The 13,542-nt window shown below is 73.5% G+C and carries 10 protein-coding genes, 1 tRNA gene and 1 pseudogene; 5 read left to right on the top strand and 7 right to left on the bottom strand.

The window, feature by feature from the left end; all coding sequences use genetic code 11:
* Positions 1-38: 38 nt before the first annotated feature.
* The 3 genes and pseudogenes from AC0VX0_RS08945 to AC0VX0_RS08955 all read right to left on the bottom strand — a co-directional run bounded on the left by AC0VX0_RS08945 (position 39) and on the right by AC0VX0_RS08955 (position 4,255).
* Positions 39-1,247: pseudogene (locus AC0VX0_RS08945) on the bottom strand (amidohydrolase).
* 121 nt (positions 1,248-1,368) lie between these two features.
* Positions 1,369-2,628: a cystathionine gamma-synthase gene (locus AC0VX0_RS08950; RefSeq protein WP_083325348.1), complete on the bottom strand. Its 1,260-nt coding sequence runs from the start codon at positions 2,626-2,628 to the stop codon at positions 1,369-1,371.
* Between the two features lie 61 nt (positions 2,629-2,689).
* Positions 2,690-4,255 (bottom strand): pyridoxal-phosphate dependent enzyme, encoded by a 1,566-nt coding sequence (locus AC0VX0_RS08955; RefSeq protein WP_036317690.1) that lies wholly within the window; start codon positions 4,253-4,255, stop codon positions 2,690-2,692.
* A gap of 162 nt (positions 4,256-4,417) precedes the next feature.
* Here AC0VX0_RS08955 and AC0VX0_RS08960 point away from each other — a divergent pair, with 162 nt between their 5' ends.
* Together AC0VX0_RS08960 and AC0VX0_RS08965 are read left to right on the top strand one after the other, a co-directional pair.
* Positions 4,418-5,446, top strand: coding sequence for a DNA-3-methyladenine glycosylase family protein (locus AC0VX0_RS08960; RefSeq protein ID WP_102708520.1), 1,029 nt, complete (start codon positions 4,418-4,420; stop codon positions 5,444-5,446).
* Positions 5,447-5,651: 205 nt separating this feature from the next.
* On the top strand, positions 5,652-6,116 hold the full coding sequence (locus AC0VX0_RS08965) for a hypothetical protein (protein ID WP_041103583.1): 465 nt from the start codon (positions 5,652-5,654) through the stop codon (positions 6,114-6,116).
* Between the two features lie 15 nt (positions 6,117-6,131).
* Here AC0VX0_RS08965 and AC0VX0_RS08970 read toward each other — a convergent pair whose 3' ends face one another.
* The gene (locus AC0VX0_RS08970; RefSeq protein ID WP_340309371.1) at positions 6,132-7,886 is read right to left on the bottom strand and encodes an AMP-binding protein; all 1,755 of its coding nucleotides are present in this window, start codon (positions 7,884-7,886) and stop codon (positions 6,132-6,134) included.
* Positions 7,887-8,106: 220 nt separating this feature from the next.
* Positions 8,107-8,188: transfer RNA gene (locus AC0VX0_RS08975), tRNA-Tyr, on the bottom strand.
* Between the two features lie 209 nt (positions 8,189-8,397).
* Here AC0VX0_RS08975 and AC0VX0_RS08980 point away from each other — a divergent pair.
* Complete coding sequence (locus AC0VX0_RS08980) at positions 8,398-8,886, top strand: YajQ family cyclic di-GMP-binding protein (protein WP_036317682.1); 489 nt, start codon at positions 8,398-8,400, stop codon at positions 8,884-8,886.
* Between the two features lie 40 nt (positions 8,887-8,926).
* Positions 8,927-9,430 (top strand): hypothetical protein, encoded by a 504-nt coding sequence (locus tag AC0VX0_RS08985; RefSeq protein WP_115165934.1) that lies wholly within the window; start codon positions 8,927-8,929, stop codon positions 9,428-9,430.
* A 187-nt stretch (positions 9,431-9,617) separates the two neighbouring features.
* Here AC0VX0_RS08985 and AC0VX0_RS08990 read toward each other — a convergent pair whose 3' ends face one another.
* Together AC0VX0_RS08990 and AC0VX0_RS08995 are read right to left on the bottom strand one after the other, a co-directional pair.
* Positions 9,618-10,913 carry an MFS transporter gene (locus AC0VX0_RS08990; protein ID WP_070709429.1) on the bottom strand — a complete coding sequence of 432 codons (1,296 nt, stop codon included), beginning with the start codon at positions 10,911-10,913 and terminating at the stop codon, positions 9,618-9,620.
* 41 nt (positions 10,914-10,954) lie between these two features.
* Positions 10,955-12,373 (bottom strand): FAD-dependent oxidoreductase, encoded by a 1,419-nt coding sequence (locus AC0VX0_RS08995; RefSeq protein ID WP_357013165.1) that lies wholly within the window; start codon positions 12,371-12,373, stop codon positions 10,955-10,957.
* Positions 12,374-12,514: 141 nt separating this feature from the next.
* Between AC0VX0_RS08995 and rarD the strand changes: the two genes are divergently transcribed.
* Complete coding sequence (gene rarD / locus AC0VX0_RS09000) at positions 12,515-13,534, top strand: EamA family transporter RarD (RefSeq protein WP_357013168.1); 1,020 nt, start codon at positions 12,515-12,517, stop codon at positions 13,532-13,534.
* Positions 13,535-13,542: the final 8 nt, after the last annotated feature.

Genomic DNA, 13,542 nt, shown 5'->3' on the forward strand with positions numbered 1-13,542 from the left:
CCCCGTCGCCGGGCGGCGCCGCCGGGCGGCGGGGCCGCTCAGTCCTCCACGGGACGGGCGGAGGCGACGACGGGCCGGGCCGTGGCGAGGTCGTACTCCATGACCTGACGGCCGCCGATCCACACGCGCAGGGCCCGCTGCATGACATCGAGCGGGTCGCCGGACCAGAGCACGAGGTCGGCGTCCTTGCCCACCTCGAGGGAGCCGATGCGGTCGTCCAACCCCAGCACGCGCGCGGGATGGAGGGTGATGGCGCGCAGAGCGGTCTCCCGGTCCAGGCCCTCCTTCACCGACAGCGCGGCCTGGTAGACGAGGAAGTCGATGGGCACCACCGGGTGGTCGGTGATGATGCTGATCTCGACGCCGGCCCGCGCCAGACGCCCCGGGTTGCGCATCGAGCGACCCCGCAGCTCCGGCTTGGACTTGGTGGTGAACAGCGGGCCGATCAGCACCGGCACGCCGCGGGCCGCGAGCTGGTCGGCCAGCGGGTGCGCCTCGGTGCCGTGGTCCAGGACGAGGTCGTAGCCGAACTCGTCGGCCAGGCGCAGGGCGGTGGCGACGTCGTCGGTGCGGTGGCAGTGTTGGCGCTAGGGGATCGTGCGCTCCAGGACGAGGGCGAGGGCGTCGAGGTGGGGGTCGCGGGTGAAGGGCTTGCCCTCGCGCTCGGCCTCCGCGCGACGGGCCATGTAGCCCTGCGCCCGCAGGAACGCCTCGCGGATCACGAGGGCGGTGCCCAGCCGCGTGGACGGGGTGCGGCCCTTCTCCTTGTAGACGTTCTTGGGGTTCTCGCCGAGGGCGGACTTCACGCCCGAGGGGCTGCGCAGCACCATCTCGTCCACGGTGCGCCCGTGGGTGTGCAGCGCCACCGCCTGGCCGCCGATCGGGTTGCCCGAGCCGGGGTTCACGTTCACGGTGGTCACCCCGCCGGCCAGGGCGTCCTTCCAGCCCGGCTCGTTCGGGTCGACGGCGTCGATCGCCCGCACCCCGGCCATCACCGGGTCCGTCATCTCGTTGACGTCCGCGGTCGCACCGACCTCGCCCTCGGCGTGCATGCCGAGGTGGACGTGGGCATCCACGAAGCCGGGCAGCAGCCAGCGGCCCTCGCAGTCCACGACGTCGGCGCCGTCGGGTGCCCGGACGTCGGGGCCGAGCGCGGTGATCCGGCCGTCCTCGACGAGCAGGGCGCCGTCGAACGGTTCGGCGGCGACGGGGACGACGTGGGCGTTGACGAAGGCGGTGAGGGTCATGCCCGTCACACTACGCCGCCCCGTGCTCCCCACCCGTGCGCTTTGGGGGCGGTTTCGGGCGGTATCCGCGTCGGATACCGCCCGAAACCGCCCCAAAATCTCTGACACGGACGTCGGCGGGTCAGAGGCTGCCCAGAGCCCGCTCCAGGTCCGCCACGAGGTCCTCGGCGTCCTCGATGCCCACCGACAGGCGCAGCAGGTCGTCCGGGACGGCCAGCTCGGTGCCGGCCACGGAGGCGTGGGTCATCTCCGCCGGGTAGTTCATCAGCGACTCGATGCCGCCCAGGGACTCAGCGAGCTGGAACAGGCGGGTCGACTCGGCCACGCGGCGGGCCGCCGCGGCGCCGCCGGACAGGCGCAGCGAGACCATGCCGCCGAAACCGCGCATCTGCCGCTGTGCGAGCTCATGGCCGGGGTGGTCCGGCAGCCCCGGGTACAGCACCTGGGAGACCTCGGCGCGGCCGGTGAGCCACTCGGCGACGGCCTGGGCGTTGGCCTGGTGGCGGTCCATGCGCACCCCGAGCGTCTTGAGGCCGCGCGTGGTCAGGTACGCGTCCATGGGCCCGTTCACGGCCCCCGCCGCGAACTGCTGGAACTTCACCTGTTCGGCGAGTGCGGCGTCCGGGATCACGAGCGCCCCGCCGATCACGTCCGAGTGGCCGCCGATGTACTTCGTGGTGGAGTGCACCACCACGTCCGCGCCGAGGGCGATCGGGGACTGCAGGTACGGCGTCGCGAAGGTGTTGTCCACCACGAGCAGGGCGCCGTGCGCGTGGGCCGCCTCCGCGACCGCGGCGACGTCGGAGATCTTCATCATCGGGTTGGACGGGGTCTCCAGCCACACCATGACCGGCCCCGTGGCGGCGGCGCGCTCGACGGCGGCGGCGACCTGCTCGGCGTCCCCCATGTCCACGACGACGTGCTCCACGCCCCACGGGGCGAGCACGCGGGAGATGAGGCGGTAGGAGCCGCCGTACACGTCGTTGCCGAGCACGATCGTCATGCCCGGCCGGCCCGCGCCCATGATCAGCGCGGTCTCCGCGGCCAGGCCGGAGGCGAACGTGAGGCCGGTGGCCCGGGGGGCGCCGGACTCGTCGACGCCGGCCTCGAGCGCGGCCAGCTGCTCCTGCAGCGCGTCCCGGGTGGGGTTGGTGCCGCGGCCGTAGTCGTAGCCGCGCCGCAGCTCGCCGACGGCCGTGGGCGCGTAGGTGCTCGAGAGGTGGATCGGCGGGACGACGGCGCCGAACACCTCGTCCAGGTGCTGGCCCGCGTGCACGGCGCGCGTGCCGAAGCCTCCCCCCTGGGGGTGGGCGGCGGCGTCTTCGGCGCCGGTGTCGGGGGTGGTGGCGTGCGGGTCCTCGTGGACGTTCTGCTCGGTCATCTCGGGAGCCTCCTCGGAGAGATCGGGTCGGGTGGGGCGGGCGCGGCCGGTGCGGCCGGCCTCAGGCGGTGACGTGGGCGAGGACGTCGTGCAGGGTGACGACGCCCTGGACGCGGCCGGCCTCGAGCACCAGCAGCACGGGGTCCTGGGCGAGGCGCCGGGCCACGGCGCGCAGCGGGGTGCGCGCCCCCAGGCAGGGCAGCACGGGGCCCATGACGTCGGCCACGGGGGTCTGCGCGGTGGCCCGCCCCTCAGCGAGGGCGTCCGCGAGCGCGGCGGAGGAGACGGTGCCGCGGACCTCGCCGATCCGCAGGTCGTGCCGGGGCTCGAGGATCACGGGCAGGGCGTCGACGCCGTACCGGTTCATGGTCGCCACGGCGTCCGCCACCGAGGTGGTCGGGGCCGCGGTGACGAGGGTGGGCACGGAGCCCGGGAACAGGTCGGCCTTCTCGGTCAGCAGCTCCCCCGCCGTCGCGGACCAGCGGTCGGCCTCGGCGGGGGCGCCCGCGCGGGTCGCCGGCTCGGCGTCGGCGTGCTCGAGCACCTCGACGGGCGTGCCGGCCCCGCCGGCGGCCCCCGTGGCGCCGTCGTCGTCCATCTGCGGGACCGCCGAGCGGGTGCGCCCGCGCGCCCACGCCGGCAGCACGGTCTCGCGGACGTCGTAGTCGAAGCCGCGCTCGTCCATCCACGGGTCGTTGAAGATCTTGGCGAGGTAGCCGCGGCCCGAGTCGGGCAGCACGATCACCATGACGTCCTCCGGGCCGAGCTCGCGGGCGGCGCGCAGGCCGGCGACGACGGCCAGACCGGAGGAGCCGCCCACGAGCAGGCCCTCCTCGGCGGCGAGGCGGCGGGTCATGGCCAGGGCCTCGGCGTCCTCGACGGCGATGACCTCGTCCGGGACCGCGGGGTCGTAGTTGTCCACCCACATGTCCTCGCCGACACCCTCGACGAAGTAGGGCCGGCCGGCGCCGCCGGAGTACACCGAGCCGCTGGGGTCCGCGCCGATCACGCGGACCGGACCGGACGGGCGGTCCGCCGAGACCTCCTTGAGGTAGCGGCCGGTGCCCGTGATGGTGCCGCCCGTGCCGGCGCCCATCACGACGTGGGTGACGCGGCCGGCCGTGTCCTCCCAGATCTCGGGGCCGGTGGTCTCGTAGTGGGAGGCCGGGGCGGCGGGGTTGAAGAACTGGTTGGGCTGATAGGCCCCGGGGATCTCCCGCACGAGGCGGTCGGCGACCCCGTAGTAGGACTCCTCGGACGTCGGGTCCACGGCGGTGGGCGTGACGACGAGCTCGGCGCCGTACGCGCTGAGCACGTCCCGCTTCTCCTGACCCACCTTGTCCGGGGTGACGAACACGGTGCGGTAGCCCTTGAGCTGTGAGACCAGGGCCAGCCCCACGCCCGTGTTGCCCGAGGTGGGCTCCACGACGGTGCCGCCCGGGCCGAGCAGGCCCTCGCGCTCGGCCTCCTCGATCATCTTCAGCGCGATGCGGTCCTTCACGGAGCCGCCGGGGTTCAGGTACTCGACCTTCACCAGGACGGTGGCCTCGATGCCCTCCGTCACGGAGTGCAGCTTCACGAGCGGGGTGTGCCCGATCAGCTCGAGGACGTTCTCGGCGTACTGCATGGGCTGCGCAGGGGTGGGCGCGGGGGTCTTTTCACTCACGCACCCCACGCTACGCCAGGGGCCGGACGCCTAAGGAGGGCTCCGGACACGCGGGGCAACGCCCGGCGTGCGCGCCGTCACGGCCGACGTCGTCCTGTCCGGGCCCGGGTGTACGGTGCGGGCATGACCGCCCCGGACGCCGAGCGCCGCGTGCGCGTGCCCGTCCCCGTGGACGTCGCGCTCACCCTGCGCCCCCTGCAGCGCGGTGCGGCCGACCCCACGGTCCGCGCCACACCGCAGGGCGTCTGGCTCACTCTGCGCTCCCCCGCCCCGGACGTGGCGTCGGACGGCCCGGGCCGGCCGACGTCGTTGCTGGTCTCCGGCGTCCGGGAGGCCGCAGGGGGCGGCACCGCGGTGACGGCCCGCGCGTGGGGCGCGGGCGCGAGCGCCGCCGTCGCCGGCGTGGAACGCCTGCTCGGCCTGCACGACGACGGCTGGGAAGCCTTCGACGCCCTGCTGCGGCCGGACTCCGGCGCGCCCGCGCTGCCGCCGCACGTGCGCGAGGCGCGGCGGATGCGGGCCGGGCTGCGGCTGCCGGCGGCGGGCGCGCTGTCCCGGCAGCTGCTCACCGCCGTGCTCGAGCAGAAGGTCACCCACGACCAGGCGCGGCACGGCTGGCGCACCCTCGTGCGGCTGGCCGCCCGGATCGACGACGACGGGCCCGCCCCCGGCCCGGTGCCGCCGGGGATGCTGCCGCCGCCGACCCCGGCCGCCGTCCTGCGGATCCCCTCGTGGGACTGGCATGCGCGGGCCTGGGTGCAGCCCTCCCAGTCGCGGACCATGCTGGAGGTCGCCCGGCGGGCCGCGAGCATCGACCGGCTCGGCGACGCGGTCGCCCCCGGGGACACGGCCGGGGTGGCCGCGCTGGCCCGGCGCCTGGAGTCGGTGCCCGGGATCGGGCCGTGGACCACGGCCGAGGCGCTGCAGCGCAGCCACGGGGCGGCGGACCTCGTCTCCGTGGGCGACTACCACCTGGCGCAGTACGTGGGGCAGGTCCTCACGGGACGCCGGACCGACGACGCCGGGATGCTCCGCCTGCTCGCGCCATGGGCCGGGCACCGGCAGCGGGTGGTGCGGATGATCGGGCTCTCCGGAGAGCGCAAGCAGGCGTTCGGGCCCAAGCTCGCCCCGGCCGACCACCGCGCCCACTGACGCGACGCCGGGCCGGCCGAGGCCGTGCCGGCGCGTCCGCGCGACCCCTCCGCTCCTGCACAGGCCGCTGCTCCCGGCGTGTCCTCCCCAGCCCCGGCCGGGTCCGGCCGGCCGCCCGCCCCGGGTTCCTAGCGTGGGCGATGCCGCTCCGACCGGTGCGGCGCCGCCGGGACCCTGATGAGTCCCCACCCGGGAGGAGACCGCCATGACCACCGCCTTCGAGCCCCGCCCGCACACCGCCGCCGCCCCGCGCGAACCCGACCCGCACGGCCCCGGCACGCCCGGCTCCCTGCGTCCGGGCGAGCGCGGCTCCGTGCTCATCGTGACCCGCCACCCCGACCCGGACGAGGCCATGCGGCACGCGATGGCCTGGATCACTGCCTTCGAGGAGGACTGCGGCCTCGTGCTGGACACGGACGAGACCGCGCTCTACGCCGTCGGCCGAGCGGGCGACCTGGGTGAAGCCCTGCGTCGCGGCCCCCTGGTCCACGAGGACGGCAGCCCCGCCGACACCTCCGCGTTCGTGGACGCGGTGCTCGCGGACGGCACGTGGCGCCTGCGCGACGCCGACCCGCGGGCGTGGTCGACCACGTACCGTGCCACGATCCTGGGCGCCGCCCCCGAGGCGGTCTGCACCATCTGGGACGTGTTCCCGCTGCCCGCCGCCTGAGGGTGACGGTCGTCGTCAGCCCGCACCCTGGGCGTGGGCCTGGGCCTGGACGACCTTCGCGCCCTCTTCGCGCAGCTCGACCTTGCGGACCTTGCCGGAGACGGTCATGGGGAAGGCGTCGAGCACGCGGACGTAGGCCGGGATCTTGAAGTGCGCGATCCGGCCCGTGGCGAACTCGCGGACGGCGTCCACGGTGAGCGGCTCGACGCCGTCCTTCATGATCACGCAGGCCATGAGCTGCTCGCCGTACTTCTCGTCCGGCACGCCCACCACCTGGACGTCCTGGATGTCCGGGTGGGTGTAGAGGAATTCCTCCACCTCGCGCGGGGAGATGTTCTCGCCGCCGCGGATGACGAGGTCCTTGATGCGGCCCTCGATGCGCACGGAGCCGTCCTCGTCCATGGAGGCGAGGTCGCCGGAGTGCATCCAGCCGTCGGCGTCCAGCACCTCGGCGGTCTTCTCGGGGGCGTCCCAGTAGCCGAGCATCACGGAGTAGCCGCGGGTGCACAGCTCGCCCGTGGCCCCGCGCGGGACGACGTCACCGGTGGCGGGGTCCACGATCTTCGTCTCCACGTGGGGCATGGTCCGGCCGACGGTCTGGGTGCGCACCTGTAGGGAGTCGTCGCGGCGGGTCATGGTGGACACGGGCGCGGTCTCCGTCATGCCGTAGCAGATGGCGACCTCGGACATGTGGAACCGGTCGATGACCTTCTTCATCACCTCGACAGGGCACGTCGAGCCGGCCATCACGCCGGTGCGCAGCGTGGACAGGTCCAGCTCGTCCGCCTCGGGCCGGGCGAGCATGGCGATGAACATCGCCGGCACGCCGTACAGGCTCGTCGCGCCGGTGGCGGCCACGGCCCGCAGCGCCGAGACCGGCTCGAAGCTGCGCGCCGGGATGACGGCGAGCGAGCCGTGGGAGACGGTGGCGATCACGCCGATCACCATGCCGAAGCAGTGGAAGAACGGCACCGGGATCACCACGGTGTCCTCCTCCGTGTAGCCCAGCAGCTCGCCGATGTGGAAGCCGTTGTTCAGCACGTTGCGATGCGTCAGCGTGACGCCCTTGGGGAAGCCGGTGGTGCCCGAGGTGTACTGCAGGTTCACGGGGTCCGCCGGCCGGGTGGCGGCCTCGCGCGCGGCCAGGTCCTCGTCCGAGACCCGCGCGGCCCCGGCCAGGAAGGCGGCCCACGTGCCCTCGGCCACGGGATCGGCGGCGTGCCGGCCGGCCACGTCACCGTCCTGCACGTGGGCGTAGGCGTCCTCGCCGCTCCCGGCCGGCAGCATGATCAGCTGCCGCAGGTGCGGCGCCGACTCACGGGCCACGGCCCGCGCGGTGGCGGGCGGGTCCATGCGTGCGTCCGCGCAGGCCACCACCAGCCCGCGCATGTCGCACTGCTCGACCACGTACGTCAGCTCGTGGGCGCGGTACGCCGGGTTGAGGTTCACGAGGATGACGCCGGCGCGTGCCGCGCCGTAGAGCAGCGAGACCCACTCGGCGACGTTGGGGCTCCACATCCCGATCCGGTCCCCCGCCTCGTAGCCCGCGGCCATGAGCGCCTTGGCCACCGTCACGGACTCCTCCTGCAGCTGCCCGTAGGTCCAGGTGCGTCCGGTGGCCGGGTCCCCGTCCGGTCCGCACTCCAGGAGGGCGGCGCGGTCGGCGAACCGGCGGGCGGTGTCGTCGAGGTTCTGGGCCAGGGTCTGCTCGAGCAGCTCGACGTCGGTCGGTCCCTGGGTGAAGGACTCGGGGGCGGTGGACTCGGTCATCGGGCGCTCCTCGCGGACGGTCGGGCGACGCCGCACGGCGTCACGATGCACGGCCGTGCCGCCGCCGGACCGCGGAGGGCATCGGGTGTGACACGGACCACAGGCAGGCTACGTCGCCTGGCGGGAGGCCGCCACCTCCCGGGGCGGGGACGCGGGGTGGGCCACGGCCCCGGACGGCAGAAGACCCCGGGACCGTACGGTCCCGGGGTCTTCGTTCCGGTGGCAGATACTGGATTCGAACCAGTGAAGGCAGTGCCAGCTGATTTACAGTCAGCCCCCTTTGGCCGCTCGGGAAATCTGCCGTGCCACCCGGCGGCTGCTGGGCGTCTCGAGGACGACCGCACCGGTCGGGCGAGAGTCGACTGTACAGCATCCCCGCGCCACGCCGCCAATCGGCCCGGGACCGCGCCCGTCGTCCCCGGTAGGCTGATCCGCAGAGCGCCCCGCGCGGCCCCGCAGTGGCCGTCGACGACGGGCGCGCCCCGTCCGCAGACCCTGAAGGAGAGCACCCGTGGCCAGCGATTCCACGTTCGACATCGTCAGCAAGGTGGACAGCCAGGAGGTGTCCAACGCCCTGAACCAGGCGCAGAAGGAGATCGCCCAGCGCTACGACTTCAAGGGCGTCGGCGCCGAGATCGACTTCTCCGGCGAGAAGATCCTCATGAAGGCCTCCTCCGAGGAGCGCGTCAAGGCCGTCAAGGACGTGTTCGAGTCCAAGCTCGTCAAGCGCGGCATCTCCCTCAAGTCCCTCGACGCCGGCGCCCCGTTCGCCTCCGGCAAGGAGTACCGCATCGAGGCGACCATGAAGGAGGGCATCGACCAGCCCACGGCGAAGAAGATCACGAAGCTGATCCGCGACGAGGGCCCCAAGTCCGTCAAGGCCCAGATCCAGGGGGACGAGCTGCGCGTGTCCTCCAAGTCCCGCGACGACCTGCAGTCGGTCATCGCGATGCTCAAGGACTTCGAGGACGCGGACCTGCAGTTCGTGAACTTCCGCTGATCCGCACGCCGCCTCCCCTCCGAGCCCACCAGGAGTCCCCATGCTGTACCTGATCGACCCTCGCGGGGCCGTGTGGTCCGCCGACACCACGATCGGCCGGGCGCGGGCCCGGGCCCGCGTGGACGGCCGCCCGGTCGACGACCTGAAGTTCACCAAGGCCGCCATGCTCCTGACCTTCGAGGACCATGTGGACCTCGCGCTGCGCCACGGGGTCGCCGCCCCGCGCGGCCTCCTCCTCGACCACGGGTTCGTGGCCCAGGTGCTCGCCCCCGCGAACCTGAAGGCCCAGCGCGCCAACCAGGACGCGATCGCCGAGCAGCTCGCGGTGGTGGAGCGTCGCACGGAGGACGTCGGATCGCTGCGCTCCCACCGGCACGCGGCCGCCTACGAGGGCGCGGACCAGGATCTGGAGCGCCGCATCACGAAGGCGGAGGAGGCGGCCCGCGAGACGCTCCAGGCGGCCCCGGACGAGGACCTCGTCCGCCACTGGACGCGCCTGGGCGGCGCGGTGCCGGCCACGCTCCAGGCCGACCGCGACCGCTGACCCGCCGGCCGCCGTCGTCGTGGTGGCTCCCGTGGACGGCGGCTCAGGCTGCCGCGAGCCAGACGTTTCGGCGGTTTCGCGGCCCGATCTGCAGCAGAATCATCTGGCTCACGGGCAGAAACGTCTGGCTCGGCGCTCCTCGGCGGTCGCGGGCTCGCAGCCTCCCGCCACGGAACCCCGCGCCCGCTCAGGGTGTGGGGTTCCGCGCGTCGTAGCGCAGGAAGCCGGGCTGCCACCGCATCAGCGCGGTCACGCCGAGCATGCACAGCACACCGCCGGCCAGCAGGGTCGGCCCCTCCCCCAGGCCCACGGAGGCGCCGCCGGTGAGCAGCTCGCCCAGGCGCGGCCCGCCCGCCACCACGACGACGAACACGCCCTGCAGCCGGCCGCGCAGGTGGTCCGGGGTCGCGGACTGCAGGATCGAGCCGCGGAAGACGCCGGAGAGCGAATCCGCGGCCCCGCCCACCGCCATGCACAGCGCGGCGAGGGCGAACGCGAGCGTGAGGCGGGGATCGCCGTCGGGCAGGGACTGCGCCCACCACACCACGCCGCCGAACGCGGCCACCGCCGCGCCCCACACGAGGATCGAGACGTACACGCCCCAGCCCTGCGCATGCAGGCGTGTGAACGGCGCGGAGAACAGCCCCGCGAGGAACGCGCCCGCCGCCATCGCGGCCAGCAGCACCCCGACGGCGGCCTCACCGCCGCCGAGCACCACGGCGCCGATGGCGGGCAGCAGGGCGCGCGGGAACGCCGTCGTCATAGCCACGATGTCCGCCAGGAAGGTCATCCGCAGGTTCGGTCGCGAGCCGAGGAAGCGCAGGCCCTCGACCACCGAGGCCAGGCCCCAGCGCGTCCCCGAGGCGGTCGCGGTCTCGGCCCGCTGCGGCGGCAGGGACGGCAGCCGCCACACGGCGTACAGGGCGGCGAGGAAGGTGACGACGTCGATCGAGTAGGTCCACGCGTAGCCGACCGCCGCCACGAGCACGCCGCCCAGCACGGGGCCGACCATCAGGGCCACGGAGAACGTCATCATGTTCAGCGCGTTCGCCGCCGGCACGAGCGGCAGGCCCACGAGCGCGGGGATGATCGCGCCGCGGGTGGGCTGGTTGATGCCGGACGCGCCGGAGTGCAGGGCCACGAGGGCGTACAGCACCGGCACCGACTCGAACCCGGCCCAGGCCTGCGCGGCGATGCCGACCGTGGTCAGCCACATGACGGCCGACGAGGTCAGTGCGACGCGGCGGCGGTCGTGCCGGTCCGCGATCGCGCCGCCGTACAGGCCCGCGACCACGAGGGGCACGAGCGCGGCGAGGCCGAGCAGGCCCACCGCGAACGAGGAGCCGGTCAGGGCGAACACCTCGAGGGACACCGCCACGAGCGTGAGCTGCGTGCCCACGTACGCGAGCGTGTTGCCGAGCCACAGCCGCCGGTAGGCGGGTGAGACCCGCAGCGGGGTGATGTCGACGAGGAGGCGGGCCACCCCGGAAGCCTAGCGCCGGGGCGGCCAGGGCCCGCCCCGGATCAGGCGGTCGGGACGGAGGCCCCGTCGCGGGAGATGCGGGTCATCTCCTCCCGGTCCACGACCTTCACCCGCTCCCGCGCCACCGGACCGGCCTCCGTGGCCTGCGCACCCAGGGACTTCTCATGCTCATCCAGAGCGTGCCAACCGGCCCACGTGGTGTACGGGACCTCACGGGACTCGAGCAGCTCGATCACCGACTCCTCGGAGGGCTCCTGGGCCGTCCACAGCCCCGGCTCGTCCTCGATCAGATGCTTGATCGTCTCCAGGGAGTCACCCTTGGTGTGCCCGATCAACCCCACCGGGCCCCGCTTGATCCACCCCGAGGCATACAGACCCGGCACCGGGGCGCCGTCCGCATCCAGCACACGACCCTCCGCGTTCGGGATCACCCCGCGCACCTCATCGAACTCCACCCCCTCCACGGGCGAACCGAAATACCCCACGGCCCGGTAGATCGCCTGCACCGGATAGTCCACGGTCTCCCCCGTCGGACGGACCCCACCGGAACCGTCCAACTCCATCCGGCGCATCCGCAGACCGTCCACCCGGCCGTCCCCGTCCTCGTCCAGGAACTCCTCCGGGGCCTGCAGGAAATGCAGGTGCAGCCGACGCGAGGCGCTCTGCTGACGGTCCTCCTGCTCCATGAGCCAGTTCGTCAACGTCCCCACCATCGTGCGGACCTGGTTGTTCTCCTCGATCGCCTTCTCCGAGGCCTCATCGAAGTCGAAGTCCTCCTCGTACAACACGATGTCCACATCCCGGGAATGCGCCAGCTCCCGCAGCTCCAACGGGGTGAACTTCACCTGCGCCGGCCCACGCCGACCGAACACGTGCACATCCGTGACCGGGGAAGCGGCCAGGTCCCGGTACACGTTGTCCGGGATCTCGGTGGGCAACAGATCCTCGGCATGCTTGGACAGGATCCGGGCCACATCCAGGGCCACGTTCCCGTTGCCGATCACCGCCACCTGCGTGGCCTCCAACGGCCAGTGCCGCGGCACATCCGGGTGCCCGTCATACCAGGACGCGAAATCCGCGCCACCGAACGAGCCGGCCAACTCCACCCCCGGCACGTCCAGGACCGCGTCCCGCACAGCCCCGGTGGAGAACACGATCGCATCGTAATGCCGACGCAGATCCGCCAGGCTCAGGTCCGTGCCGTAGTCCACGTTCCCCAGGAAACGGATGTCCCCGCGGTCCATGACCTTGTGCAGCGCGGTCACGATGCCCTTGATGCGCGGATGGTCCGGAGCCACCCCGTAGCGGATCAGACCGAACGGGGCCGGGTACCGGTCGAACAGGTCGATGCTGACACGGAAGTCCCGCTCCTCCTTGGTCAGGATGTCCGCCGTGTACACCCCGGCGGGTCCGGCACCGATGATGGCGATGCGCAACGGGCGGTCAGGGCGAGCGGTCACGGCGGGTGGGTCCTTTTCGACGACGGCGGGGCGCGCCGGCAGGACGCAGGGCGGGGCCCGGCGCCGGCGCGCGGGATCGACCCTCAGTCTACCGCCGTGACCGGGAGGAACCTGGGTGAGAGTGCTCACCCGGACCGTACAGTGGTCCGCGTGAGCCCCTCCTCCCCCTCTGCCCGGCCCGGCTCGACCCCCGACGGCGCCGCCCCCGACACCGGTGCCCTGCCCACCGTCTCCCCCGCCCCGGCCGACGACCCGCGCGGGCTGGCCCTCGGCTTCACCGCCTACTTCGTGTGGGGCCTGCTGCCGCTCTACATGGCGATGCTCGCGCCCGCCGGGGCCCTGGAGATCGTGGTGGTGCGCATCGGCTTCGCCCTGATCTTCTGCCTGCTGCTGCTGACCGTGATGCGCCGCCTGCGCGAGCTGGGGACGGCGCTGGCCACGCCCGGCCGCTGGGGCACCACGGGTCTGGCCGCCGGGATCATCGCGGTGAACTGGCTGCTGTACGCGGTCTCGGTCACCACGGGCAACGTGCTCCAGGCCTCGCTGGGCTACTTCATGAACCCGCTGGTGAACGTCCTGCTCGGCGTGCTCTTCCTCGGGGAGCGGCTGCGGCGGGGCCAGTGGGTGGCCGTCGGGATCGCGGTGGCCGCCGTCGTCGTGATGTCCGCGGCGATGGGGCAGGTGCCGTGGATCGCGCTCGGGCTGGCCACCTCGTTCGGGCTCTACGGCTTCGTGAAGAAGCGCTTCCCCTCCCCCGTGCACGCAGTGACCGCGATGACCGCCGAGACCGTGGTGCTGATCCCCGTGTTCGTGGTGGGCAGCGTGCTGCTGGCGCAGGCCGGGCTGCTCACGACCGTCACCGAGGGGCCCGGCCACTTCTGGCTCATGGCCGGGCTCGGCGTGCTCACCGCCGTTCCGCTCATCCTGTTCTCGGCGGCGGCCCGCTCCCTGAGGCTGACCACGCTCGGGATGCTGCAGTACACGGCGCCCATCCTGCAGTTCCTCGTGGCGGTCACGGTCCTCGGCGAGCAGATGCCCGCGGCCCGCTGGGCGGGCTTCGGGCTGATCTGGCTGTCCCTGGCGGTGTTCACCGTGGACCAGCTGAACGCCTCCCGCCTGCAGCGTCGGGCGGTCCGGGCCGGGCGGGGCGCGCACGCCTAGACTGACGA

It is taken from the genome of Micrococcus sp. iso_26 (genome assembly GCF_056172975.1).

Coding starts and splice junctions, on each gene's coding strand:
- AC0VX0_RS08950 (WP_083325348.1), bottom strand. CDS start 2,628: ATGACCGAGCAGAACGTCCACGAGGACCCGCACGCCACCACCCCCGAC.
- AC0VX0_RS08955 (WP_036317690.1), bottom strand. CDS start 4,255: ATGCAGTACGCCGAGAACGTCCTCGAGCTGATCGGGCACACCCCGCTC.
- AC0VX0_RS08960 (WP_102708520.1), top strand. CDS start 4,418: ATGACCGCCCCGGACGCCGAGCGCCGCGTGCGCGTGCCCGTCCCCGTG.
- AC0VX0_RS08965 (WP_041103583.1), top strand. CDS start 5,652: ATGACCACCGCCTTCGAGCCCCGCCCGCACACCGCCGCCGCCCCGCGC.
- AC0VX0_RS08970 (WP_340309371.1), bottom strand. CDS start 7,886: ATGACCGAGTCCACCGCCCCCGAGTCCTTCACCCAGGGACCGACCGAC.
- AC0VX0_RS08985 (WP_115165934.1), top strand. CDS start 8,927: ATGCTGTACCTGATCGACCCTCGCGGGGCCGTGTGGTCCGCCGACACC.